This window comes from Amycolatopsis sp. NPDC033938, assembly GCF_055575975.1.
The window spans coordinates 684929-710237 of sequence record NZ_JBVIRO010000002.1 but is presented as its reverse complement, the minus strand read 5'-3'; the positions used below and the strand labels follow the sequence as shown (position 1 = coordinate 710237).

Annotated in this window: 21 protein-coding genes; 7 read left to right on the top strand and 14 right to left on the bottom strand. The window is 69.0% G+C overall.

Translation table 11 applies throughout. The annotated features are described in order from the left end of the window. Positions 1–113 precede the first annotated feature (113 nt). Both ACZ5ZX_RS09960 and gltB read right to left on the bottom strand, forming a co-directional pair. Positions 114–1565 carry a glutamate synthase subunit beta gene (locus tag ACZ5ZX_RS09960; RefSeq protein WP_465501611.1) on the bottom strand — a complete coding sequence of 484 codons (1452 nt, stop codon included), beginning with the start codon at positions 1563–1565 and terminating at the stop codon, positions 114–116. Further along, positions 1558–6096, bottom strand: coding sequence for a glutamate synthase large subunit (gene gltB / locus ACZ5ZX_RS09955; protein ID WP_465501610.1), 4539 nt, complete (start codon positions 6094–6096; stop codon positions 1558–1560). Before gltB ends, ACZ5ZX_RS09960 begins: the two co-directional genes overlap by 8 nt. Before the next feature lie 551 nt (positions 6097–6647). Here gltB and ACZ5ZX_RS09950 point away from each other — a divergent pair. Then, a complete protein-coding gene (locus ACZ5ZX_RS09950; RefSeq protein WP_465501609.1) occupies positions 6648–7277 on the top strand; it encodes a YigZ family protein in 630 nt (209 codons plus the stop codon). Between the two features lie 73 nt (positions 7278–7350). Here the strand turns inward: ACZ5ZX_RS09950 and ACZ5ZX_RS09945 are convergent, their stop codons facing one another. The 3 genes from ACZ5ZX_RS09945 to ACZ5ZX_RS09935 form a co-directional block, all read right to left on the bottom strand. Beyond that, positions 7351–7917: a GNAT family N-acetyltransferase gene (locus tag ACZ5ZX_RS09945; RefSeq protein WP_465501608.1), complete on the bottom strand. Its 567-nt coding sequence runs from the start codon at positions 7915–7917 to the stop codon at positions 7351–7353. Positions 7918–7958: 41 nt separating this feature from the next. Further along, positions 7959–8225, bottom strand: a complete 267-nt coding sequence (locus tag ACZ5ZX_RS09940) for a hypothetical protein (protein WP_465501607.1) — start codon at positions 8223–8225, stop codon at positions 7959–7961. A gap of 132 nt (positions 8226–8357) precedes the next feature. Next, positions 8358–8837 (bottom strand): Lrp/AsnC family transcriptional regulator, encoded by a 480-nt coding sequence (locus ACZ5ZX_RS09935; protein ID WP_465501606.1) that lies wholly within the window; start codon positions 8835–8837, stop codon positions 8358–8360. 111 nt (positions 8838–8948) lie between these two features. Here ACZ5ZX_RS09935 and ACZ5ZX_RS09930 point away from each other — a divergent pair, with 111 nt between their 5' ends. Further along, entirely contained in the window at positions 8949–10022 is a 1074-nt protein-coding gene (locus ACZ5ZX_RS09930; protein WP_465501605.1) for a Glu/Leu/Phe/Val dehydrogenase dimerization domain-containing protein, read from the top strand. Here the strand turns inward: ACZ5ZX_RS09930 and ACZ5ZX_RS09925 are convergent. From ACZ5ZX_RS09925 to ACZ5ZX_RS09895, 7 genes are all read right to left on the bottom strand, one after another. Next, positions 9964–11214 carry an ABC transporter substrate-binding protein gene (locus ACZ5ZX_RS09925; protein ID WP_465501604.1) on the bottom strand — a complete coding sequence of 417 codons (1251 nt, stop codon included), beginning with the start codon at positions 11212–11214 and terminating at the stop codon, positions 9964–9966. The two genes, ACZ5ZX_RS09930 and ACZ5ZX_RS09925, sit on opposite strands and share 59 nt — an antisense overlap. Continuing rightward, the gene (locus tag ACZ5ZX_RS09920; protein ID WP_465501603.1) at positions 11211–12368 is read right to left on the bottom strand and encodes a branched-chain amino acid ABC transporter permease; all 1158 of its coding nucleotides are present in this window, start codon (positions 12366–12368) and stop codon (positions 11211–11213) included. Before ACZ5ZX_RS09920 ends, ACZ5ZX_RS09925 begins: the two co-directional genes overlap by 4 nt. Next, a complete protein-coding gene (locus ACZ5ZX_RS09915) occupies positions 12361–13239 on the bottom strand; it encodes a branched-chain amino acid ABC transporter permease (RefSeq protein ID WP_465501602.1) in 879 nt (292 codons plus the stop codon). The genes ACZ5ZX_RS09920 and ACZ5ZX_RS09915 overlap by 8 nt, the downstream gene beginning before the upstream one ends. Next, positions 13236–14012 carry an ABC transporter ATP-binding protein gene (locus tag ACZ5ZX_RS09910; protein WP_465501601.1) on the bottom strand — a complete coding sequence of 259 codons (777 nt, stop codon included), beginning with the start codon at positions 14010–14012 and terminating at the stop codon, positions 13236–13238. The genes ACZ5ZX_RS09915 and ACZ5ZX_RS09910 overlap by 4 nt, the downstream gene beginning before the upstream one ends. Further along, positions 14009–14818 carry an ABC transporter ATP-binding protein gene (locus ACZ5ZX_RS09905; RefSeq protein WP_465501600.1) on the bottom strand — a complete coding sequence of 270 codons (810 nt, stop codon included), beginning with the start codon at positions 14816–14818 and terminating at the stop codon, positions 14009–14011. Before ACZ5ZX_RS09905 ends, ACZ5ZX_RS09910 begins: the two co-directional genes overlap by 4 nt. A 201-nt stretch (positions 14819–15019) precedes the next feature. Continuing rightward, positions 15020–15661 (bottom strand): response regulator, encoded by a 642-nt coding sequence (locus tag ACZ5ZX_RS09900; protein ID WP_465501599.1) that lies wholly within the window; start codon positions 15659–15661, stop codon positions 15020–15022. Continuing rightward, a complete protein-coding gene (locus tag ACZ5ZX_RS09895; protein ID WP_465501598.1) occupies positions 15631–16812 on the bottom strand; it encodes a GAF domain-containing sensor histidine kinase in 1182 nt (393 codons plus the stop codon). The genes ACZ5ZX_RS09900 and ACZ5ZX_RS09895 overlap by 31 nt, the downstream gene beginning before the upstream one ends. Before the next feature lie 94 nt (positions 16813–16906). Here ACZ5ZX_RS09895 and ACZ5ZX_RS09890 point away from each other — a divergent pair, with 94 nt between their 5' ends. Both ACZ5ZX_RS09890 and ACZ5ZX_RS09885 read left to right on the top strand, forming a co-directional pair. After that, positions 16907–19672, top strand: coding sequence for an FAD-binding and (Fe-S)-binding domain-containing protein (locus tag ACZ5ZX_RS09890; protein WP_465501597.1), 2766 nt, complete (start codon positions 16907–16909; stop codon positions 19670–19672). Positions 19673–19801: 129 nt separating this feature from the next. Further along, positions 19802–21004 carry a cytochrome P450 gene (locus ACZ5ZX_RS09885; protein ID WP_465501596.1) on the top strand — a complete coding sequence of 401 codons (1203 nt, stop codon included), beginning with the start codon at positions 19802–19804 and terminating at the stop codon, positions 21002–21004. On the opposite strand, the gene ACZ5ZX_RS09880 is transcribed toward ACZ5ZX_RS09885, so the two are convergent. Both ACZ5ZX_RS09880 and ACZ5ZX_RS09875 read right to left on the bottom strand, forming a co-directional pair. After that, on the bottom strand, positions 20985–21899 hold the full coding sequence (locus ACZ5ZX_RS09880; protein ID WP_465501595.1) for a phosphotransferase family protein: 915 nt from the start codon (positions 21897–21899) through the stop codon (positions 20985–20987). The genes ACZ5ZX_RS09885 and ACZ5ZX_RS09880 overlap by 20 nt on opposite strands. Before the next feature lie 40 nt (positions 21900–21939). Continuing rightward, complete coding sequence (locus tag ACZ5ZX_RS09875; protein WP_465501594.1) at positions 21940–22506, bottom strand: TetR/AcrR family transcriptional regulator; 567 nt, start codon at positions 22504–22506, stop codon at positions 21940–21942. A 113-nt stretch (positions 22507–22619) separates the two neighbouring features. Between ACZ5ZX_RS09875 and ACZ5ZX_RS09870 the strand changes: the two genes are divergently transcribed. Genes ACZ5ZX_RS09870 through ACZ5ZX_RS09860 form a run of 3 tightly spaced genes read left to right on the top strand, consistent with a single transcriptional unit; the run spans position 22620 to position 25302 of the window. Beyond that, positions 22620–23810 carry a cytochrome P450 gene (locus tag ACZ5ZX_RS09870; protein ID WP_465501593.1) on the top strand — a complete coding sequence of 397 codons (1191 nt, stop codon included), beginning with the start codon at positions 22620–22622 and terminating at the stop codon, positions 23808–23810. A 2-nt stretch (positions 23811–23812) separates the two neighbouring features. Next, the gene (locus ACZ5ZX_RS09865; protein ID WP_465330256.1) at positions 23813–24028 is read left to right on the top strand and encodes a ferredoxin; all 216 of its coding nucleotides are present in this window, start codon (positions 23813–23815) and stop codon (positions 24026–24028) included. Positions 24029–24081: 53 nt separating this feature from the next. Next, a complete protein-coding gene (locus ACZ5ZX_RS09860) occupies positions 24082–25302 on the top strand; it encodes a GNAT family N-acetyltransferase (protein ID WP_465501592.1) in 1221 nt (406 codons plus the stop codon). The last annotated feature ends 7 nt before the right edge of the window (positions 25303–25309 follow it).

Here is a 25309-nt window from a genome sequence, read left to right as displayed (position 1 = left end):
CGTAAGTGCGCTCTTTCGGCGGTTTCTTCACTCGAAAGAACCAACGAGGTGGTTACCGCACTGAATGCGGTAGTTCGCCGTTGAACTACCGCATTCAGAGGACCGAACACGCGTCAGGAGAGGGGCCGGTCGGTGGGGGCGATCGGCGCGGGCAGCACGTCACGCCCGGTGAGGAACGCGTCGACGCCCGCCGCGGCGGAGCGGCCTTCGGCGATCGCCCACACGATGAGCGACTGGCCGCGGCCCATGTCGCCGGCCACGAAGACGTTGTCGACGCTGGTCTTGAACGCCTTGTCGCGGGCGACGTTGCCGCGCTGGTCCAATTCGACGTCGAGCGCCTCCAGCAGCCCTTCCCGCTCCGGGCCGACGAAGCCCATCGCGAGCAGCACCAGCCGTGCCGGGAGTTCCTTCTCGGTACCCGGGACCGGGACGAACTTGCCGCCCTCGTTGCGCACCTCGACCAGCTTGAGCGCGCGGACACGCCCGTCGGCGTCGGCCAGGAACTCCTGGGTGTTGACCGAGTACAGCCGCTCGCCGCCCTCTTCGTGCGCGGACGAGACGCGGTAGATCATCGGGTACGTCGGCCAGGGATGCGCGTCCGACCGCGAAAGCGGCGGCTTCGGCATGATCTCCAGCTGCGTCACCGATTTGGCGCCCTGCCGGTGCGAGGTCCCGACGCAGTCCGCGCCGGTGTCACCGCCACCGATGACGACGACGTCGAGCCCTTCGGCACTGATCGGCGAGACGTCCAGCTCACCGGCCGCGACGCGGTTGGCCGGCGGCAGGAACTCCATCGCCTGGTGGATGCCCTGGTGCTCGCGGCCCGGGATCGGCAGGTCGCGCCACGCCGTCGCACCACCGGCGAGGACCACCGCGTCGTACGACGACTTGAGTTCCTCGACGGTGAGATCGACACCGACGTTCACCGACGTCCGGAATTCCGTGCCCTCGGCCCGCATCTGGTCCAGACGGCGGTCGAGGCGGTGCTTCTCCATCTTGAATTCGGGGATGCCGTAGCGCAGCAGCCCGCCGATCTTGTCGGCCCGCTCGAAGACCACGACACTGTGGCCCGCGCGCGTGAGCTGCTGCGCCGCGGCGAGTCCCGACGGGCCGGACCCGACCACCGCCACCTTCTTGCCGGTGAGCGCCACCGGCGGTTGCGGCGTGACCCAGCCTTCTTCGAAGGCCCGGTCGATGATCGAGATCTCGACCCGCTTGATGGTGACGGGATCGTCGTTGATCCCGAGCACACACGCCGTCTCGCACGGCGCCGGGCAGAGGGTCCCGGTGAACTCCGGGAAATTGTCGGTCGCGTGCAGCCGCTCGGCCGCGTCGCGCCAATCGTCGCGCCAGGTCAGTGTGTTCCACTCGGGGATGAGGTTCCCGAGCGGGCAGCCCTGGTGGCAGAACGGGATGCCGCAGTCCATGCAGCGCCCGGCCTGCTTCTGCAGTTTCGACGTCGCGAAGTCCTCGTACACCTCGCGCCAGTCCATCAGGCGCAGGTCGACGGGACGGCTCTTCGGCGTCTCGCGAGTGGTGGTCAGAAAGCCCTTGGGGTCAGCCATGTGCGGCCTCCATGATCGCCTCGTTCACGTCGCGCCCGTCACGTTCGGCCTTCGCCTGCGCCGCGAGCACCCGCTTGTAGTCCTTCGGCATGACCTTGCCGAACCGTTCGACGGCGGCCTCCCAGTCGGCGAGCAGCGTGCGCGCGACCGCGGACTCCGTTTCGTCGTAATGCTTTTCGAGCGCCTCGCGCAGGAAGTCCACATCGGACGAATCCAGCGGGTCGACGTCGACCATCTCCGGGTTGACCCGGTGCACCGGCAGGTCCAGCACGTAGGAGACACCGCCCGACATACCGGCCGCGAAGTTGCGGCCCACCGCGCCGAGTACGACCACCCGGCCACCGGTCATGTACTCGCAACCGTGGTCACCGACGCCTTCGACGACGGCCAGCGCGCCCGAGTTGCGCACGCAGAACCGCTCGCCGACCTTGCCGCGGATGAAGATCTCGCCGCTGGTCGCGCCGTAGCCGATCACGTTGCCCGCGATGATGTGCTCTTCGGCGTTGTACCGCGCCACCTTCGGCGGCCGCACGATGAGCCGTCCGCCGGACAGTCCCTTGCCGACGTAGTCGTTGCCGTCGCCGTAGAGCCGCAGGGTGATGCCCTTCGGCACGAACGCGCCGAACGACTGACCCGCGGTCCCGGTGAAGGTGACGTCGATCGTGTTGTCCGGCAGGCCTTCGCCGCCCCAGCGCTTGGTGAGCTCGTGACCCAGCATGGTGCCGACGGTCCGGTTCACGTTGCGCACCGGCAGTTCCAGCCGGACCTTGTCGCCGGAGGACAGCGCGCCCTCGGCGAGCTGGATCAGCGTGTTGTCGAGCGCCTTCTCCAGTCCGTGGTCCTGCACCGTCTGCTGGTGACGCCGTCCGGCCGGGGCCATCTCGGGCACGTGGAAGATCGGCGTCAGGTCGAGCCCGGCGGCCTTCCAGTGGTCGATCGCCTTGCGCTTGTCGAGCATCTCCGCGTGCCCGACGGCCTCGGCGATGGACCGGAAACCCAGCTCCGCCAGGTACTCCCGGACCTCCTGGGCGATGAACTCGAAGAAGTTCACCACGTACTCGGCCTTGCCGCTGAACTTCTCACGCAACTTGGGGTTCTGCGTCGCGACGCCGACCGGGCAGGTGTCGAGGTGACACACGCGCATCATGATGCAGCCGGACACCACCAGCGGCGCGGTCGCGAAACCGAACTCTTCCGCGCCGAGCAGCGCGGCGATGACGACGTCGCGGCCGGTCTTGAGCTGGCCGTCGGTCTGCACCACGATCCGGTCGCGCAACCGGTTGGCGAGCAGCGTCTGCTGCGTCTCGGCGAGCCCGAGTTCCCACGGCCCGCCCGCGTGCTTGATCGACGACAGCGGGGAAGCGCCGGTGCCGCCGTCGTGCCCGGAGATGAGCACGACGTCCGCGTGCGCCTTGGACACGCCTGCCGCGACCGTGCCGACGCCGACCTCGGACACGAGCTTCACGTGGATGCGCGCGGCCGGGTTGGCGTTCTTGAGGTCGTGGATCAGCTGGGCGAGATCCTCGATCGAGTAGATGTCGTGGTGTGGCGGCGGCGAGATCAGCCCGACGCCCGCCGTGGAGTGCCGCGTCTTCGCGATCCACGGGTACACCTTCGCGCCGGGCAGCTGGCCGCCCTCGCCGGGCTTCGCGCCCTGCGCCATCTTGATCTGGATGTCGTCGGCGTTCACCAGGTACTCGCTCGTGACGCCGAACCGTCCACTCGCGACCTGCTTGACCGCGCTGCGGCGCTCGGGATCGTAGAGCCGTTCCGGATCCTCGCCGCCCTCACCGGTGTTCGACTTGCCGCCGAGCCGGTTCATCGCGATGGCCAGGGTCTCGTGCATCTCCGCCGAAATCGAGCCGTAGGAGATCGCGCCGGTGGCGAACCGCTTGACGATCTCGGAGACCGGCTCGACCTCCTCGATCGGCACCGCGGGCCGCTGGCCGATCTTGAAGTCGAACAGGCCGCGCAGCGTGTACAGCTTCTGCGCCTGGTCGTCGACGGCCTTCGTGTACTCCTTGAAGACCTCATACTTCCCGGCACGGGTGGAGTGCTGCAGCTTGAACACCGTCTGCGGGTTGAACAGATGCGGCTCGCCCTCGCGGCGCCACTGGTAGTCCGAACCGGTCTCCAGCTCGCGGTGGTTCGCGCGGAACCCGTCGCGCGGGAACGCCCGGCGGTGCCTTTCCGCGACCTCCAGCGCGAGCGTGTCGAAGCCGACGCCGCCGAGCCGGGAAGTGGTGCCGGTGAAGCAGTTCTGGATGACCTCGTCGCCGAGCCCGACCGCTTCGAAGATCTGCGCGCCGGTGTAGGAGGCCACTGTGGACACTCCCATCTTCGACATCGTCTTGCGGACACCCTTGCCGAGTGCCTTGATCAGGTTCGCCGTGGCCTGCTTGGCGGTGACGCCGGGGATCAGGCCCTGGTCGGCCATCTCTTCGACGGTCGCCATCGCCAGGTACGGGTTCACCGCGGCGACGCCATAGCCGATCAGCAGCGCGATGTGGTGGACCTCGCGTGCGTCGCCCGCCTCGACGATGAGGCCGACCTGCGTGCGGGTCTTCTCGCGCACCAGGTGGTGGTGCACCGCGCCGGTGAGCAGCAGCGACGGGATGCCCGCGTGATCCTCGTCGATCCCGCGGTCGGACAGCACGATCAGCCGCGCGCCCTCGGCGATGGCCGCGGACACCTCGGCGCGGATCTCGTCGAGCCTCCGCACGAGTGCCTCGCCGCCGCCGTGGACGTCGTAGGTGCCGTGCACGGTGACCGACTGGAACTCCGGCAGGTCGCCGTCGTCGTTGACGTGCACCAGCTTCGCGAACTCGTCGTTGTCCAGCACCGGGAACGGCAGCACGATCCGGCGGCACGACGACGCGTCGCCGCTCAGCAGGTTCGGCTGCGCGCCCAGTTGGGTGCCGAGGGCGGTGACCAGTTCCTCGCGGATCGCGTCCAGCGGCGGGTTGGTCACCTGGGCGAAGAGCTGGATGAAGTAGTCGAAGATCAGCCGTGGACGGCTCGACAGCGACGCGATGGGGGAGTCGTTGCCCATCGAGCCGATCGGCTCCGCGCCGGTGCGGGCCATCGGTTCGAGCAGGACGTCGAGTTCCTCTTCGGTGTAGCCGAAAGCCTGCTGACGGCGCACGAGCGCGGCGTGCGGCGGGATCTCCCGCTCACGTTCGGGGAGCCCGTCCAGCGGCAGCAGCCCGTCCTCGACCCATTCGTCGTACGGGTGGGCGGTGGCGAGCTGGTCCTTGATCTCCTCGTCCTCGACGATCCGCCCCGCGGCGGTGTCCACGAGGAACATGCGGCCCGGTTCCAACCGTCCTTTCCGGACGATCGTGGACTGCTCCAGCTCCAGGACGCCGACCTCGCTGGCGAGGACGACGAGGCCGTCTTCGGTGACCCAGTACCGCGCCGGGCGCAGGCCGTTGCGGTCGAGCACCGCGCCGATCTGGGTGCCGTCGGTGAAGGACACCAGCGCGGGGCCGTCCCACGGTTCCATCAGCGTCGAGTGGAACTCGTAGAACGCGCGGCGCGCGGGGTCCATCTCCTGGTGGTTCTCCCAGGCCTCCGGGATCATCATCAGCACCGCGTGCGGCAGGGACCGGCCGCCGAGATGGAGCAGCTCCAGCACCTCGTCGAAGGACGCCGAGTCGCTCGCGCCGCGGGTGATGACGGGGTAGATCCGCTTGAGGTCACCGGGGATCAGGTCGGATTCGAGCAGCGCCTCACGCGCGTCCATCCAGTTCCGGTTGCCGCGCAGGGTGTTGATCTCACCGTTGTGGGCGACGTACCGGTACGGGTGCGCCAGCGGCCACGACGGGAAGGTGTTGGTGGAGAAGCGGGAGTGCACCAGGCCGATGGCGCTGGTGACGCGCTCGTCGGTGAGGTCGTCGAAGAACTTCTCGACCTGCGGCTCGGTGAGCATTCCTTTGTAGACGATCGTCCGCGAGGACAGGCTCGGGAAGTAGACGTCGTCCTCGGCCAGGTCGTGTTCGGCCCGCTTGCGCACAACGAAGGCGGCGCGTTCCAGGGCCAGGCCCTCCAACGCGTCCTGCCCCGCCAGGAACAGCTGGCTGAAGTGCGGCATGGTCTCGGCCGCGCCCGTCCCGACGTGTTCGGTGTGGACGGGAAGGTCACGCCAGCCGAGGACGCGCATGCCTTCTTCGGCGGCGACGCGCTCGATGGTCGTCATCGCCCGGCCGCGGGCGATTTCGTCCTGCGGAAGGAAAGCCGTGCCGACCGCGTAGGCGCCGGCCTCGGGCAGGTCGAAGTCGACGACCTCGCGATAGAACTCGTCGGGGACCTGGATGAGGATCCCGGCGCCGTCGCCGGTCTCCGGGTCGGCGCCGCGGGCCCCGCGATGTTCCAGGTTCCGCAGCGCGATCAGTGCTTTGGCGACGATGCCGTGATCGCGTTTGCCGGAGAGGTCGGCGACGAACGCGACACCGCAGGCGTCATGTTCGAACTCCGGGTCGTACAGGCCTTCGGGGGCCTTGCTGCCCTTGTAGCTGGCATGGTGGGTCACGGCTGGCCGCCTCCCAAGGCGTCGGCGCGACCGGTACCACTCCGTTCGGGTGGTTCGTTCGTGAACCGGTTAACAGAGTGGTCCGGGACCGCGATGGTCAGTCGAGAGGGAACGATCCCGCCCGCGGAAACGGGGGCAGGCCTCGTAAAGCCGCACTGCATTGGGCGGCCGATGCGCATATCGGTACTGCTGTGCACGTGGGTGCCGCCTGGCCGCTGTGGTGAGTGGCTGACGGGTACACGTGTTACTCCCGGGTTCGCCGGTCTTATGACGATAGTGTGAAATCGCTGTTATCGACATACGTCGCTTGGTCGGGGTGGGAAATGCCACGCGGGCGTTGACTTCAAACATCATCTGCCCACTGGCTGGAACGATGTGTCCACTGAGTGGGGCATCAGTGCGCTGACCTGCGTGAACGATCGCTCACGTCACTCGGAAGTGTGACCTGGATCGCGCATCCGAGTGCGTATCGTGGGTGTTGCGGTCACCTCAAGTGACCGGCGGATCGCCCGAACGGCAGAGCGTCCTGACTGGTTTGAGAGGCTGGGCCGATGGCGGATCGTTATCTCACCGTGGCGGGCACCGGGGTCCACGAGATCGAAATCCGGCGTTCACGGTTCCTCTGCGCCCTCGCGCCGGTCACCTCGGAAGAGGCCGCCCGTGAGGTGATCGCCGCCCGGAAGAAGGCCGATCCGGCGGCACGGCACCACTGTCACGCCTTCGTCCTTGGCGCGGACGGACGGGCCCAGCGCTCCAGTGACGACGGCGAGCCCGCGGGAACGGCGGGCACGCCGATGCTCGAGGTGCTCCGTCGCCGGGAGCTGACCGACACCGTCGCGGTGGTGACCCGGTACTTCGGCGGGGTGCTGCTCGGCGCGGGCGGCTTGATCCGCGCGTACGGGCAGGCGGTGTCGGAAGCCGTCGACGTCGTCGGGGTGCGGGAGTACCGGCGGTTGCGGCTGGTGGAGGTCGTCGTCGACTACGACCGGGCCGGGCGGCTGGAGAACGACCTCCGCTCGTCGCCGTACCTGCTGCACGCGACCCGCTTCGAGGACGTCGCGCACTTCGACGTCGGGCTCGCGCCGGACCAGGGGGAGGCCTTCCACGCCTGGCTGGCCGATCTGACCGGCGGGGAGGCCCTGGCCGAAGACGTCGGTGAGACCTGGCTCCCCACCCTGTGATCAGACGGCGAACACGCGTGATTGGGCGGCGAACACGATGATCTCCGTCTGATCACGCGAGTGCGCCGTCTGATCACGGGCGGGTGTGGGCCTGCCACTCCTCCAGGGTGATGGCGTACTCGACTTCGCCCTCCTCGGTGCCGGGGATCGGATCGTCGAAGTCCTCGTGACAGGTCCGTATGTGGCGCATCCCGATCTTCTCCATCACCCGCCGCGACCCGAGGTTCACCGCCATCGTCCCCGCCCAGACCCGCTGGACCCCCAGTTCGGTGAACCCCTTCTCCAGGAGTGCGAGCGATCCCTCGGTCGCATATCCCTTGCCCCAAGACGACCGGTTCAGCCGGTAACCCAGTTCGGGATCAGCCGGGTGATGACCGCGCAGCGGCCGGAAATGGAACCACCCCAGGAAAGCACCGCTGGATTTCTCGATCGCCGCCCAGAACCCGTAACCGGGGAAACGCTCGTAGTAACCGAGGAAAGCGGGAAGATCGTGTTTTTCGATCTCCGCCCGGTCGGCGGGTTCGCCCCCATTGAGGTACCGCATCACTTCGGGATCGTCGTAGAGCGCGAACAGATTGTCGACGTCGGCGCCGGTGAACTGCCGCAGCAGGAGCCGTTCGGTCTCCAGAAAGACACGCATCGGCAAAGCGTCGCGCCCGGGAACCGCCTGGGCAACCCGTTTTACGCGGCCAGCTCCGGTGTGGCGACCCCCAGTGCCGCCGCTCCCGCCTTGGTGAGCAGGGCGGGGACGCGTTCGCCCCACCTTCCGACCCTGGCGGCCGTCACCAGGCCGAGGCGCGCGAGGCGGTGCGCGGTGTGCTGGTCGCAGCAGGCGAGACCGTCGACGAACAGATCCGGCTCGCAGCTGCAGCTGATCTCGGCGTGGCCCTCTGCCACGGCTCTCAGGGTGGCCCGCTCACGATGGTTCAGCTCGGTTTGGACGTCCATGGCGCGCCTCCTTTCTGTTCCGCTGGTGAACAGTTAAACCCATACCACCGACAGTTTCCGTCTTCTCCGATGCGATTCCTCGGATTTCGGACGTACTCAGGGGCGGTGTGTCGCGTAATCAAGGGTGAACTCCTAGGCGTTGTCACCCGGTATTCGTCGCGGAAGCGGTTCCAGCTCGGTCTTGCGCAGATGCCGGAAAATGATCGAGCTCCGGAAGCCGACGATCTCCTTGCGCTTCGACAAGCGATCCACCAGAAAGGAGTGGAGCTGATCGACGTCCTGTGCGGCGACGTGGATCAGGAAATCATCGCTGCCGGCGGTGACGAAGACGGAAAGGACCTCCGGCAATTCCGCGACCGAGCGCTGGAAGGAGTCGATCACCTCTCGGCTCAGCGGCCGCACCTGCGCCGAGACCATCGCCTGCACGCCGCGGTTGAGGCTGCGCAGGTCGATGTCCGCGTGATAGCCGCGGATGACGCCGCGTTCCCGCAACAACCGCGTGCGTTCGAGACAGGTCGACGGCGCGACGCCGACCTTGCGGGCGATGTCGCGGTTCGACTGCCGCGCATCCGCCTGGAGTTCCCGGATGATCGCCGAATCAAGTTCGTCCACGCCGCTTCCTTCCCCGAGTCCACCGAATATCGTTCGGCAGGAGCCCTGCAGTCCTGGGAATCAGCCTAACTTCAGCGTGAGTAGCCGACTGATTGCGCGGAAGGAAGTCGAATGTCCGTACAGCATTGGGGACACGAAAGCCTCGTCGTCCGGCGAGGCGCCCGCTCCGGGGTCACCACGATGGTCGCCGTCCACTCCCGCACGCTCGGACCCGCCGTCGGGGGTTGCCGGTTCAAGGTCTATCCGGGGATCCACGACGCGATCGACGACGTCTTGAGGCTGTCCGAGGCCATGACCCGTAAATGCGCCGTCGCGGGCCTGGGCTTCGGCGGCGGCAAGAGCGTCGTCGCGCTGGAGAGGACGCCGACGCCCGCGGAGCGGCGCGACATCCTGCTCGACCACGCCGACCTCATCGCCGCATTCGACGGCGCCTATCGCGCCGGTCCGGACGTCGGCACCGGTCCGGACGACATGCTCGTGCTGCGTGAGCGGACCCCGTACGCGTTCTGCGTGCCGGAGGAGCACGGCGGCACCGGTTCGTCGAGCGGGCCGACCGCGATCGGGGTGCTCGCGGCACTGCGGGCCGGGGCACGGACTGCCTTCGGTGACGCCTCGATGAAAGAACGAAAGGTGGTCATCGGCGGGTACGGTTCGGTCGGGGAGTATCTGGCCACCGAGCTGGCCGCACAGGGCGCCGAAGTCACCGTGTCCGATGTGGACGAACGACGGCTCGCTCTCGCGGCGGGCAAGGGACTGGGCGTGATCCGGCCGGAGCGGGTGCTCGGTTTCCCCGCCGACATCCTGATCCCGGCCGCCGTCGGCGGGGTGTTCGGCCATGCCACCGAGGTCGCCGCGCCGCTCGTGGTCGGCCCGGCCAACAACCAGCTCACCGACGACACGGTGGCGGACGAGCTCGCCGCCAGGGGTGTCCTGTGGATCCCGGATTTCGTCGCGAGCGCGGGCGGAGTCCTCTACACACTCGGACGTGAAGCCGAAGCGCTGACCCATGCCGAGGCACTCGCCCGCGTCGAAACCCTGGAGACGACCACGCGACACCTCCTCGACGCGGCTTCGGCCAACGGCACCACACCGCTGGCCGAAGCGAACGCGCTCGCCGAAGCCCGGCTCACTTCTGGTGCGGGGCCACGTACTCCTTCGCCTCGGGAGCCTCGAACAGCGGCTTGACGTAGCGGACCCCGCCCTCGGCCGACGCGTCCGGCGTCGCCGCGTACACCTGGCGCGTCGCCGGGGTACCCGCCTTCGAGAAGTCCAGTGCCGCGACCAGATCCTCCGTACTCGCCGACGTCGTCTGCTTCAGCGCCGCGGCGATGCCCTCCCGGGTGAGGTCTTTGTTCTCGCAGGCCTTCTTGAGCACCGCGCCCCACACCTCGCCGACCGCGTAGCCGTAGGGCACGCCGCCGTTCGGGGTCTCCTTGTACGCGGCCTTGTACTTCGAGGCGACGTCCTTGGCCTTCGGGATGTCGGCGGAGAACGGGACGCTGCTGGCGACGATCGTCAGCTTGTCCAGCGCGTTCGCGGCCGGGCTCTTGAGCAGCACCGGGTCGAACGTCGGGTTGTTGCCGAGCACCGGCACGTTCAGCCCGAGCGCCTTGTTCGCCGCGAGCGCGGAACCGGTCTGCGCCGGGGTGGTGGTCAAGACGATGGCCTTCACGCCGCTGCCCTTGAGCCCGGTGATGATGTTGGTGAGGTCGTTGTCGGTCGAGGTCACCTTGACCTCCTTGACCGTCAGGTTGTGCTTTTTGGCGTAGAACTGTGAGCCGCGCAAACCGTTCTTGCCGTACTCGCCGTCGATGTAGACGTGCCCGATCGTGTCGCCGTCCTTCACCAGCCCCTTCTCCTGGAAATAGGACAGCCCGTCGATGATCTCCAGGTCGTAGGTCGTCCCGACGATCATCACGTACTGGTTGTCGAGCAGTTCCGAAGACCACGACGCGGGCGCGGCGACGGTCTTGTCCGAGGCGATGTTCTGTTTCAGCGCGGCCACCACCGGCGAGCCGAGCAACTGCACGAAGCCGAGCACCTTCGGCTCGATCTGCGGATACAGCGTCTTGGCCGTGTCCGCCTTGTAGCCGTGGTCGACGGTCTCGAGTTTGACCTGGCGCCCGCATGCCCCGCCCGCGGCGTTGAAGTCCTTGGCCCACAACTCGTTCCCCTGCGTGATGCCGAGCCCGAGGTTCTTGAACACCCCGGTCTTGTCGGTCATCACGCCGAGGGTGATCTCCGACGCGGTCACCCCTTTACCGGCCTTGACCCCCGAACCGTCCGCCCCCGAGGACCCCGAGTCGCCCGCTTTCGTGCTGCACGCCGAGAGGGCGAGGACCGCCGCCAGCGCGACGGCCGGATATGTGCGCTTCATTTGTCTGGCTCCTCCGGGAGACGATGTTTCTTGACGGACGTGATCCGGCGGCCGATCGCGGCGAGCCCGCCCGGTTCGAAGAGCACCACGAGGATGATCGCGGCACCGTAGACGAACGAGCTGACCAGGATCGGGGTCAAGGCGCCGTCCCCGGTTCCGGAGAACCAGCCGAGATCGGCGGAGTACAGCGAAAGCACCTGCGGCAGCCCGTTGACGATCAGCGCGCCCACCAGCGCGCCGGGCACCGAGCCGAGTCCCCCGATGATCACCATGGCCAGGAAGGCGATGGAGATGTTGATGCCGTACGTCCCGAATTCGCTCTCGTCGGGTTTGAGGATGTCGAACCACAGCACGGTCATCGCGCCGGCGAGTCCCGCGTAGGCCGAGGAGACCGCGAACGCGCCCGCCTTGGCCCTGGTGACGCTGACGCCCATCACCGACGCGGCGGCCTCGTTGTCCCGCACCGCCCGCCACGATCGGCCGACCCGGCTGGAGACCGCCGCCCGGGCGACCACGAACGCGAGCACGGTCAGCAGCAGGAACAGGTACCAGAGCCGTTCCGCCTGCCGGATCGGGACGCCCATCAGCTCGATTTCGGGGCCGCCGTTGGTGAACGGGAAGCCGAACAGGGAGAACGGCTCCGGCGTACGCCCGGTCGACGTCCCGCCGGTGAGCGTCTCGGCGGACTGTCCTAAGTAGAGCCCCAGGAACACCAGCGACAGCGACGCGACACCGAGGTAGATCCCGCGCAGCCGTCCCGAAACCGGCGCGAACGCCAGTCCGAGCAGAGCCGCGATGACCACCGCGCCGACCAGCGACAGCCCGGGATCGAGGCCGAGCCCGAACACGCGCTCGTCGTCGGCCGGTCCGGATAGGACGGTGTACCCGGTCGCGCCCGCCAGCAGGAAGAACGCGTGCGCCAGCGACAGCTGCCCGGCCTGCCCGACCAGCAGCGTCAGCCCGATCGCGCCGACCCCGCCGATCATCATGTACTGCCCGGCCTTCAGCCAGGCGGCGTCGAGATAGAGCGGGATCGCCAGCAGGACGACGAGCAGCGCGACCCAGGCCAGCGCTTTGAACAGCCGTCCCCGAGCGTGTTCGACCGGCGGTGTCGGCGGCGCCGCGGGCGGGGTTTTCACGGCGGTGTCAGACACGGGTGCTCTCCCTCGTCCCGAACAATCCCGACGGCCGCACCACCAGGACCACGAGCATCACCAGGAAGACCGCGCTCTTGGAGAAGTCGAACGACACGTACTGCGCCGAAAGGGCTTCGACGAGCCCGACGACCAGCCCGCCGACCACCGCGCCCGCCGTCGAGTCCAGCCCGCCGAGGATGGCGGCGGGGAACGCGGCGAGCGCGATGGAATGCGTGCCGCGCGACAGTCCCGCGCCCGAGAAGTCCTGCGTGGCGATGAACAGCACCGCGACCCCGGCGAGCACACCGGCGACCAACCACGCCGTCGCCGTCACCCGGGAACTGCGGATCCCCATCAGCGCGGCGGCCTCGCGGTTCTCGGCCTGCGCCCGCATCGCGACACCCCAGTTCGAGTACTTGAACGCGAGGGTGAAAGCGGTGATCAGCACGGCGGCGACCAGTAGCGCGACCAGATGCGTGCGGAACAGGGTGATCCCGCCGAGCTGAAACGGTCGCGCGTCCCAGGCGTCGCCGAGGAACGGCAGCGTGACACCGAGGCGCCGGACGATCTCCTCGGTGACGATCACGTCGACGCCGATGGTCAGCAACGCCAGGCTGTTCGCGTCCGCGTGCCGCGAACGGGACAGCAGGAACCGTTCCAGCAGCAGCGCGAGCAGACCGGCCGAAACGATGCCGACCAGCGACGCACCGGCCCAGCCGAGCGCGTCCCTGGTGACGACGACGAGGTAGCCGCCGAACAGCACGAGCGAGCCGTGCGCGAAGTTGACCACCTCGGTGGCCTTGAAGATGATCACGAAACCCAGCGCCAGCAACGCGAACACCGCGCCCTTGCCGAGTCCGTTGACGACGAGTTGCACAAAAGTGTTCACGCGCTGGCCTCCGTGCCGAGATATGCCTTGATCACGTCCGGATCCGACTGGACCTCGGCGGGGGTCCCGTCGGCGATGCGCCTGCCGAAGTCGAGCACGGTGACCCGGTCCGCGATGCCCATCACCAGCCCCATGTCGTGTTCCACCAGCAGGATCGAGATGCCGAGTTCGTCACGGACGTCACGGATCGTCCCGGCCAGTTCGGCGGTCTCGGTCGCGTTCATCCCGGCCGCGGGTTCGTCGAGCAGCAGCAGGACCGGTTCGACGGCGAGCGCGCGGGCGAGGTCGACGCGTTTCACCGCGCCGTAGGGCAGGGCCCCGACCGGGAGGTCCACCAGCGCGCCGATGCCGAGGAAGTCGCAGATCTCCCTGGCCCGCGCGGAATGCCGCCGTTCCGCCCGGACCGTCCACGGCAGCCGGAGGCCGCAGGCGAGGAAGCCGCCCTTGGTCAGCGCGTGCCGGCCGAGCATGACGTTGTCGAGCACGGTCGAGCCGGGGGAGAGCGCGGCGTTCTGGAACGAGCGGCCGACACCGAGCCCGGCCAGCCGATGCGGCGGGAGTCCGGAAAGGACGGTGTCGCCGAGCCGGACCGTGCCGCTGTTCGCCCGGTAGAGCCCGCTGATCACGTTGAAGCAACTGGACTTCCCGGCGCCGTTCGGACCGATGAGCGCGTGCAGCGCCCCGGAGCCGACGGTGAACGAGACGTCGTCCAGCGCCCGGATCCCGCCGAAGCGCAGGGTCACGTTCTCGACATGCAACTCCGGTGGCGTCATCCGGCCCACCTCGACAGGCTCCGGCCGGCCAGCTGCTTGCGGGCGTCCGCCGCTTCGGCTTCGGCGGTGGCCTGCGATTCGGCGTGGCCGCCGAGGTAGAGCCGTTGGACGTCCTCGCTCGCGGCAAGCTCGGCCGTGGTGCCGGACAGGGCGACCCGGCCGACTTCGAGGACGATCGCGTGATCGGCCACCCGCAACGCCATCACGGCGTTCTGCTCGACCAGCACCACGGCCGTGCCCTGCTCGTGGATCTCGCGGATGATGGCGCCGATCCGCTCGACGATCTTCGGCGCGAGGCCGAGCGAGGGTTCGTCGAGCAGCAGCAGCCGAGGTCCGGACATCAGCGCCCGGCCGATCGCGAGCATCTGCTGCTCGCCGCCGGAAAGCAGGCCGGCGCGCTGTTTGGCGCGTTCGGACAGGACGGGGAAGAGTTCGTCGACGCGTTTCCTCGCGGCGGCGCGTTGCCCGGGGGAGCGCGCGCCGATCCCTCCCGCGCGCAGGTTCTCCTCGACCGTCATCCGCGCGAAGACCTGACGGCCCTCGGGGACACCGACGACGCCGAGACCGACGATGCGGGCGGGGTCGAGCCTGGTCAGCGGCTTGCCGTCGTAGCGGACCTCACCGGCGGAAACCGAGCCCCGGTGCATGCGCAGCGTCCCGGAGATGGTCCGCAGCAGGGTCGATTTCCCGGCGCCGTTGCTGCCGAGGACGGCCAGTACTCCATCGGGTGAAACGTCGAGGTCGACCCCGTGCAGTGCGGCCACCGATCGGCCGTACCGCACCTCAAGATCACGGACACTCAGCAAGCCGCCTCCTCCGTTCGTGTGACGCGAGTCACGATCGGTGGCGGTCATCCTGCGTGGGCACCCTCCGTCGCGTTACCCCCACCTGGAGAGGTGCCCGGCTACGAAACGGACACGGGGGCTGAAGGGGCCCATGGCCGCATGTGACGCGGTGAAGGGAGCTTTCACCGCGTCACATGCGGGGAAAGTCCCCTTCAGCTCCGGCTAGAGGAGGCCGGCTTCGGAGGCCTTGCCGATGGCTTCGACCCGGTTGCGGGCACCGAGTTTGTGCAGCGCGGACTGCAGGTAGGTCTTCACCGTGTTCCGCGCCAGGCCGGTCGACTCCGCGATCTCCGGATTCGTCTGGCCCTGCGCGGCGAGTCGTAAAACCTCGTACTCGCGCCGCGTCAGGCCGCTGCGGGCCAGCGCGTCGGACCGCTGGCCGTCGTCCGGGAAAATCCGCGGATCGACGACGCGTTCGCCCCTCAGCACCTGCCGCAACGCCGCCACCAGATCCGTCCCGGCGACGTCCTTGAGCAGGCAGCCGTGCGCGCCGGAGTCCAGCGCGGCCCGCACCCCCTGATGGTCGCCGTGCGCGGTGAACACCACGATCCGCCCGGCCGGATGCACCCGCCGGAGTCCGGCGATGACCTCGGGCGCGAGCATGTCCGGCAGCCGCAGATCCAGCAGGATCAGCACCGGTTTCAGCTCACCCGCCCGCTGGATCGCGGCCCGCCCGGTCTCGGCCGAACCGGCGACGGTCATCGACGGGTCGTAACGCAGCAGCAGGCTCACCCCGTCGCGGACCACCGGATGGTCGTCCACGACGAGGACGGTCACCGGCGACGGCACGGTTCCGGCACCCAAGCGCGCAGTGTGCACCCGTCGTCATCGTCGCGGACCAGGCTGACCCGGCCGCCGAGCCGCGCGGCGCGTTCGGACAGCGCGCGCAGGCCCATCCCGGTGCCGGGCCCGGGTTCCTCGTCGCGATGACCGGCACCGTCGTCGGCGACGACCACCTGCACGCCGTCCTCGCTGGGCAGCAGGCTGACCACGACCGACAGCGCGTCGGCGTGTTTCTCGACGTTGAGCAGGCCTTCCCGGACGGCAGCCACCAGCAGTCCGGTGCGCTCGGCGTCCAGCCGCGGCACCGGGGCGAGCTGGACGAACCGCGCCGGGACGCCGCAGCGGGCCTGGAACGAGCGGCAGTGCTCGGCCAGCTCCACCGGCAGCGCGCGTTCCGGGCTCGACTCCGACAGCGCCAGCAGCGACTCGCGCAGTGCCCGTGACGCGGCCGACACGTCGCCTTCCAGCCGCCGCAGCCGTGATTCCAGCGCCGGGTTGTCGCTGATGTCCTCGTGCAGGTTCCGGACCTGGACGCCGATGGAGAACAGCAGCGCGCCGACCGAATCGTGCAGTGCGCTCTGCATCCGGAGCCGTTCGGCGGACAGGGCCGTCTCACGGTCGGCCTCGGCGACCGACGCCAGTTTCAGCGCCCGGCCGGCCTCACCGGCGATGTCTTCCAGGGATTGCACCGCGTCGTCGCCGAAGTCGCGGGGTTCGCGCATCGCGGCGTAGGCGATGGCGACTGTCTCGGTCTTCCCGCCGGACTCGCTGATGATCGGCACGGCGATCATCGCGGCGAGGCCCTCGCCGCGGACCTGCGCGTCGAACTGGTGGGTGATACTCGGCGAGCTGACGTAGTCGGTGACCCGGACCGGCCTGCCCAGCGCGAGCACCCGGCCACCGATGCCCTGGCCGATCGGCACGGCGAGATCCTGCAGCGCGTCCGTGCGGGTGCCGGACGTCCAGCGGATCACCGCCTGTTCGGGGCCCGCCAGCTCGGCGACGAAGCCGGAGTGCGTACCGATGGACTCGCGGATCAGCCGCGCTGTCCCGTTGAGCGCCGCGACCCTGTCGAGGGTGGCGAGCAGCTCTTCGCGCTCGCGCAGAAGCCCGCCGAGCACCGCGCTGTGCTCGGCGGCGAGTTCCTCCGCGACCTGGCGTTTCGCCGTCACGCGCTCACGATCGCATACCGGACGTGGTTTCCGACACACCCGTCCGGAGAGGTTCACCGATGCGTTCTCGGCCGCGGTTGTCTTGAATGGACCCGTGGAGATACTGGCCGACGCCGCGACACTGGCCCTGTACACGACCGACGCCTCCAACTACCGGCACGTGCCACAGGGCGTGGTGCTGCCGCGGAGCGCCGACGAGGTGATCGAGGCCGTCGCCGCCTGCCGTGAGGCCGGGCTGCCGGTGATCGCCCGCGGCGGCGGCACCAGCGTCGCGGGCAACTCGTGCGGGCCGGGCGTCGTGATCGACACTTCGCGCCACCTCGGCGGGGTCCTCGACCTCGATCCCGCCGCGCGGACGGCGAGGGTGGCGCCCGGGACCGTCCTCGACGACCTCCAGGCACTCGCCGCGCCGCACGGGCTCCGGTTCGGGCCCGATCCGTCGACGCATTCGCGCTGCACGATCGGCGGGATGATCGGCAACAACGCCTGCGGCTCGCATTCGGTCGCCTATGGGCGCACGGTCGACGTCGTCCGCGAACTCGACGTGCTGCTCTACGACGGCACCCGGCTGACCGTCGGACCGACCTCACCGTCCGAAGTGGACGCTCGCGCGGCCATGCCGGGCACGGAAGGCCGGGTCTTCTCCGAACTGCGCGCACTGGTCCGGGACAACTTGGCGTTGATGCGCACGGAACTGTCCACGTTCAGCAGACGAGTGTCCGGATACGGGCTGGAACACCTGTTGCCGGAGAACGGTTTCGACGTCGCCAAGGCGCTGGTCGGCAGCGAGGGCACCTGCGTCACCGTGCTGGAGGCGACGGTCTCCCTCGCCGAGGTCCCGAAGCGCAAAGTGCTGGCGGTGCTCGGTTTCGAGTCCGACATCGCCGCCGCCGACGCCGTCCCGGCGATCCTGCCCTGGTCGCCGCTGACCGTCGAGGGCGTCGACGCGGACCTCGTCGCGCTGCTGGAACCCGGCCGCGCCGACGGGCTGCCGCCCGGTGGTGCCTGGCTGTTCGTCGAGATGGCCGACCCGGACAAGGCGCGCGGCCTGATCGATGGACTGCGCGGAGCGCTGACCGGATCCACCCTGCTGGACGACGCGGCCGCGCAGAAGCGGCTGTGGCGCATCCGGGAAGAGGGCGCCGGTCTCGCCACGCGGCTCGCCGGTGGCGAGGAGGCCTGGCCCGGCTGGGAGGACGCCGCCGTCCCGCCCGAGCGGTTGGGCGCGTATCTGCGCGAGTTCAAGGAACTCATGCGCGCGCACGGCCGCAAGAGCGTCGTCTACGGCCACTACGGTGAGGGCTGCCTGCATCTGCGGCTGGACTTCGATCTTCTTTCCCCGCAAGGGATCGCCGGGTTCCGGTCCTTCCTCGAAGAGGCGGCCGACCTGGTCGCCAAACACGGCGGCTCGCTGTCCGGGGAACACGGCGACGGCCAGGCCCGCTCGGAACTGCTGCCCCGGATGTACAGCCCAGAGATCCTCGCGCTTTTCGCGCGGTTCAAGGGGATCTTCGACCCGGACGGGAAAATGAACCCCGGTATCCTCGTCGCCCCGAGGCCGGTCGACGCCGATCTCCGGGTGCGGCGCGCGCCGCTGGAACTCGAAGATGTCACCGCGCTCGCCTATCCGGAGGATCAGGGGAGCTTCGGGCAGGCGATGCGGCGCTGTGTCGGCGTCGGGAAATGCCGTAACACCACCGGGGCGGGCGTGATGTGCCCGAGTTACCGCGCCACTCGCGAGGAAAAACACTCGACGCGGGGCCGTGCGCATCTGCTGGCCGAGATGGTGAACGGTGAGCTGATCACCGACGGCTGGCGTTCGAAGGAGGTCGCCGAGGCGCTGGACCTGTGCCTGTCGTGCAAGGGCTGCCTGTCCGACTGCCCGGTCGATGTCGACATGGCGACCTACAAGGCGGAATTCCTGCACCAGCATCACAAGGGACGGCTGCGTCCGGCGTCGCATTACTCGATGGGCTGGCTCCCGGTGTGGTTGCGCGCGGCCGCGCTGGCGCCGCGGCTGGCGAACACGATGTCGCGCCGGTTCCCCGGTCTGCTGAAACGGCTCGGCGGGATCGCGCCGGAACGGGAGCTGCCCACCTTCGCCCGGCTGCCGTTCACCAAGCGGCGCAAGGATCTCCGGGGCTGGGCGACCGGGGCGAGGCCGGTGGTGCTGTGGCCGGACTCGTTCAACAACTACCTGACCCCGGACGTCCTCGACGCCGCGGCCGAAGTGCTCACCGCGGCGGGGTACGACGTCGTCCTGCCGGATCGCGGTGTCTGCTGCGGGCTCACCTGGGTTTCCACCGGGCAGCTCGACATGGCGAAGAAGGTGTTGCGCAACACGCTTTCCGTCCTCGAACCGTATCTGCGCGCGGGGTACCAGGTCGCCGGGCTGGAACCGAGCTGCACGGCGCTGTTCCGCGGTGATCTGGAGGCCCTGCTGCCGGGTGACCCGGTCGCGAAACTGCTCGCCGGGCAGACCAGGACGTTCGCCGAACTCGTCGAGGACTCGCCGCTGGAGTTCCGCTCGCTCGACGTCGAGGCGCTCAGCCAGGTCCACTGTCATCAGCACGCCGTGCTCGGTTTCGACGCCGACGAGGCCGCGATGCGCGCCGCGGGTATCCACAATTCCACAATGGACTCCGGCTGCTGTGGATTGGCCGGCAACTTCGGTTTCGAACGCGGGCACTACGACGTTTCCGTCGCCTGCGCCGAGGATCGCATGCTGCCCGCGATCCGCGCCGCGGCCGAAGGGACCGAAGTGGTCGCCGACGGGTTCAGCTGCCGGACGCAGATCGAGCAACTGGACGGACGCCGGGCCGTGCACCTCGCGGAACTACTCCGGCGCGCACTGCCTTAGCCCTTAGCACTGCCTTGGCCATCAGCACCGCCTTGGCGATTATCACGGTATGAGAAGGATCTTCGGCTCTTCGGGCGGGTGACCGGCCGGAGGCTTCCGATCCCGGAACCGCCCGCTCATCATCGGCCCATGACAGCCACGTATCCAGCGGCGAAGGACGATCCCGCGACGCCGATGGGCGCGATCTACGCCGGCCATCCGCCGATGTCCAAGGTCGTCTTCCCGAGCGGCTGCGAAGGCTGGCTGGTGACCAGGTACGAAGACGTCCGGCTGATCTTCTCGGACAAGCGGTTCTCCCGGAACCTGCTCGCTCCGGGTGCGCCGTGTCTCATCGAACCGGGCGATTTCTCCACCGGTGAGCACAGCATCCTGAACATGGACCCGCCGGATCACACCCGGCTGCGGAAGCTGTCGGCGCAGGCCTTCACCGTCCGCCGGATCGCCGCGCTGCGGCCACGGATCCAGGAGATCGCCGACGAACTCCTGCACGCGATGGTCGAACACGGGCCGCCGGTCGATCTCGTGGAGATGTTCGCCTTTCCGCTGCCCACCGCCGTCATGTGCGAGATCCTCGGCGTCCCGTTCGCGGGCAGGGAACGGTTCCGCCAGTGGTCGCGGGTGATCGTCACCCCGGTGGCGCACAGCCCCGAGGAAGTGGCGCAGGCCCGGCGAGACGGGGCGGAGGACATGGCGGCCCTCGTCGCCGTCAAGCGGGTGACGCCGGGTGAAGACCTGCTGAGCGTGCTTGTGCACGCCCGCGACGAGGACGGTGACAGGCTCACCGAGGCCGAGTTGATCGACCTGGCCACGCAGCTTCTCCTGGCCGGGCACGAGACCACGGTCAGCCTGATCGCGACCGGGATCGTGCTGCTGTCGGAGAATCCGGACCAGCTCGCCGCGTTGCGCTCGGATCCCGCGCTGACGGAAGGCGCCGTCGAGGAGATCCTGCGGTTCGACGGACCGGCTGACGCGTCGCTGCTGCGGGTCGCGCTGGAGGACGTCGAATTGAGCGCGGGCCTGGTCCGGCGCGGTGAGGCCGTGCTGGCGCACACCGGCGCGGCGAATCGCGACGAGAGCGCCTTTCCCGGCGCCTCGCGGTTCGACATCCGGCGCCGGAACGCGCCGCAACTCGGCTTCGGGCACGGACTCCACTTCTGTCTCGGCGCAGCACTCGCCCGGCTCGAAGGGGAAATCGCCTTCCGGACCCTGCTCGACGGACTGCCCGGACTGGATCTCGCGGTCCCGGCCTCGGCCATCGTCTGGCGGCCGCCGCTTTCGATCCGCGGTCCCGAAGCCGTGCCGGTGACGTGGGCTACCACCAAGCGCGGCTGACGCTCTCCAGCGTCGGTTCTTCCGGCGCCGGAAGAACCTTGAAGTACCAGGTGAAATTGCTGTAGACGTGCAAAAGCGCGTACGCCAGACAGCGTCGCGCGAAGTCCTCGTCCGGATCGGCGCCGTACCCGGCGCGCAGTCGCCGCAGGAAATCCTTGTCCCCGCCGGAAACGAACAGGCCGACGGCGACGAAGTCGTACTCGGCCGCGCCCCGCATCGCCGGTTCGAAGTCGAAGAGCCCGCTCAGCCGCGGGCGTTCGCCGTCGTGGGTGACCATGACGTGATCGCGCATGAATTCGGTGTGCAGCGGGACCACGGGCGGGCTGCCCAGCTCGACGGAATCGAGGAACGCCGGGATCTGCCCGATCCAGCTCTCGTCGAGGCCGGTCCGGCGATGGTGCTCGACGGCTTTCGCGCGCTGTCCGGCGATGAAGGCGGCCCAGTCGGGCGGACCAAGGACGTCCAGCCGCGGGTCGTGCAGCGAATGCAGGGCGGCCAGCGCCTCGCCGAGTTCGGGTGCGAGCCGGTGTTTGTCCTCTGTGGACAGTTTCGGCCAGGCGTCCTTGAGGGTTTCACCCCGAAGGCGTTCCATCAGCACGTAGCCCCAGCCGTCCCGCTCGCCCACGTCCCGCACCGCGGGTGTCGGGATCGGCAGTTTCCCGTGCAGGACCTCGAGCATCGCCCGTTCGGTGGGGAGTTCGTGGAGATGCACCGGCGGGAACAGTTTGAGCACCAGATCTTCGCCGACGGCGTAGACCGGCAGCGAACCTTCGGTGAACGGGACGACGTCGCCGAGGCCGAGCGACCCGGACAGCGACGTCACCGCCGGCATCAGGTCCTGCCTGGTCAGAGCGTCGAACTCGGCTTCGGTGCCGGCGGGTGGAAACGAGGTCACGACGCGACCGTAGGGCAGCGCGGCACGGGCGGCGACCGAATTACCCGCTGCGTTCCAGCAACGTCCGCGCGGCGCCGAGCACGAGGCGGCAGACGTCGTCCGGATCCGCGCTGGCCAGGGGTTCCTTGCCGGTGATTTCGCGAACCAGGCCGATCCCGAGCAGCCACGCCAGGATGAGGTCGGCGCGCAGCTCCGCGTCTTCGGCGTCGGTCAGCGTGGCCAGTACCTTCGCGTATTCCTCGCCGAGTTGCCGCCGGACCGCGGCCGCGGCGCTGTCGTGCCCGGTCGAGCGCAGGTAGGCGTCGAGGGAGCGATCGCGGCCGGTGTCGGATTGCAGCATGCTGCGCAGCGCCGTCCCGAGGAGTTCACCCGGCGGGGTGGTGGCGAGCTGCTCGCGCCCACCGCGTGCCAGCACCTCTTCGAAGAGCGCGTCCTTCGAACCGAAGTAGCGGAACAACAGCGCCTGGTTGACCCCGGCGAGCTTCGCGATGTCGCGCACCGTCGTCCGGTCGAAACCGCGCTCGCCGAACAGGACCCCGGCCGCGTCGAGCAGGGCCGCCCTGGTCGCGGCCGCGTCGCGCTTGCGGACCTGCGGTTCTTCCGTCATCGGGCACAGGCTATCCGGCTGTCGCACGGTAGGCGCATTGACGCTGTCCGTGATCATGGTTAGCGTTGTAAGCAGCCGCTTACAAACCGCCGAGCCGGGGGGTTTCCGGACAAATGACCACCACGCACACCGAATTCGTCGCGTATCCGTTCAACGAGGACGCAGGACTCGAACTCGACGAGGCCTACGCCGCCGCCCGCGAGGCCGAGGGCATGCTCCGCATCCGCATGCCGCACGGTGAGCCCGCCTGGCTCGCCGTGCGGTACGCGGACGCGCGTTTCGTGCTGGGCGATCGGCGGTTCTCCCGCGCGATGGCCACGGACCGGGACGAGCCGAGGATGGCGCCGGGCAGGCGTCCCGGCGGGATCCTGAGCATGGACCCGCCAGATCACACCCGGCTGCGCACGCTGGTCGCGAAGGCGTTCACCATGCGCCGCGTCGAACTGCTGCGGCCGAGGGTCGCGGAACTGGCGGCGGGACTGATCGAGGACATGAAGGCCAAGGGCCAGCCCGCCGACCTGGTCGAGGACTACGCGCTGCCGATCCCGGTCGCGGTGATCTGCGAACTGCTCGGCGTCCCCGTCGAGGACCGGCCGAAGTTCCGTGTCTGGAGCGACGCCGCGCTGTCGACCAGCCCGTTGACCACCGAACAGATGATGGCCAACCAGGAGGAGCTGCGGGCGTACATGCACGTGCTCGTCGAAGAACACCGTGCCCGGCCGCAGGACGACCTGATGACCGCGCTGATCGAGGCGCGCGACGTCCGCGACAGGCTCAGTGAGCTGGAACTGGTCGACATGTGCATCGGCATCCTGATCGCCGGGCACGAGACCACCGCGAGTCAGATCCCCAACTTCGTCTACGCGCTGCTCGACCAGCCGGAACAGCTGGCCCGGTTGCGCGCGGACCTGGACCTCATCCCGGCCGCGGTGGAGGAGCTGCTCCGGTTCATCCCCTTGGGTGCCGGAGCCGGATTCGCCCGCTACGCCACCGAAGACATCCAGGTGGGTGACGTGCTGGTGAAGGAAGGCGAACCGGTGATGGTCGCGATCGGCGCCGCCAACCGGGACGCGCTCCAGTTCAGCTCGGCGGAAACCCTCGACTTCGACCGGGAAGCCAATCCGCATCTCGGTTTCGGTCACGGCGTGCACCACTGTCTCGGTGCCCCGCTGGCCCGGCTGGAACTGCAGGAGGCCCTGCGGGCCTTGCTCCGCGATCTTCCCGGACTGCGCCTCGACGGCGATATCGTGTGGAAGACGCAAATGCTGGTGCGGGGGCCCCGCTCCATGCCGATCGGATGGTGACCATGAGCTGGAAAGTCGAGGTCGATGGCGGAACATGCATCGGCTCGGGGATGTGCGCTTCGCTGATGCCGGAGGTCTTCGAACTCGAAGGTGCCACGGCGACGGTGATCGCGGACCAGGTCGACGCGGACGAGACCGTGCTCGACGCGGCCGATTCCTGTCCCGCGATGGCCATCGAGGTCAAGGAGGACGGAAAGGTGATCGGGCCTCGGCCCTGATTTCCGCACTTTAATGCGTGGCGGTCGTCGGTGAACAGGCGTAGGACGACGGTGTGAGCGATGACAGCCTGACCATCCGCACCCTGACCACCGACGACTTGCCCGCGTTCGCCGAGTTGCTCGCGAACGCTTTCCTCACCGATCTCACGGAAGGGCTGAAGCACCGCGAACGGCTGGTGTTCGAGCCGGAACGCGCGCACGGCGTCTTCGACGGTGACGAACTCATCGGAACCGGGGAACTGCTCACCCGGAAGATCACCGTGCCCGGCGCCGGACAGACACCGCTCGCCGCGGTGACCTCGGTCGGCGTCGCTCCAGGACACCGCAGGCGCGGCGCGCTCACCCGTGTCATGCGGGCGCAGCTGCACGGCCTGCACGAGGACGGCGGCGAGCCGATCGCCGCGTTGTGGGCGTCCGAAGCGGTCATCTATCCCCGCTTCGGTTACGGCCTCGCGGCGCAGTTCTACCGGGCGAAGGTGCGGGCGAAGTCGGCGTTCCGGCCCGGCGTCGAACTCGAGGCCGAACCCGTGCGCGAAGTCAGGCGTGCGCAGGCGATCCCGCTGATCAAGTCGATCTACGAGAAGGAAGCGCCGCAGCGGGTCGGCGCGCTCGACCGGCCGGAGTCGACGTGGGAGTTCGTCCTCGACGACCCGGAGTACCGCCGTCACGGCGCGACGGCGCTCAAGTTCGCCGTCCTGCCGGACGGCTACGCCATCTACCGCGTGAAGAACGGCTGGAACGAAGAGGGCCCGCAGGGAATCCTGACCGTGCAGGAACTGGTCGCGACCACGCCGGAGGCGTACGCGACGCTGTATCGCTTCCTGCTCGACTACGACCTGGTCGTCACGGTGGAGACCTTCGCGGCCCTCGACGAACCGCTCATCCACCTGCTGGCCGATCCGCGCGCCATGACCCGCTCCGCCGGCGACTCGCTGTGGTTCCGGCTCGTCGACGTCGATCGTGCCCTGGTCACACGCCGCTACAACGCTCCGGTGGACCTGGTGTTCGGCGTGCGCGACGCCTTCTGCCCGTGGAACACCGGGAACTGGCGGCTCGTCACCGGCGCCGACGGCCACGCCGAGGTGACCCCCGTCGAGGACGCGCCGGATCTCGAACTGGACGTGACCGACCTCGGCGCGATCTTCCTCGGCGGAACCCGGCCGAGCACGCTGGCCGCGGCGGGGCGGATCAAGGAGCGGACGGCCGGGGCGGTTTCCCGGGCGACGGCGGCGTTCGCCACCGATCGGGAGCCGTGCTGCCTGGAGTCCTTCTGATGAGGGC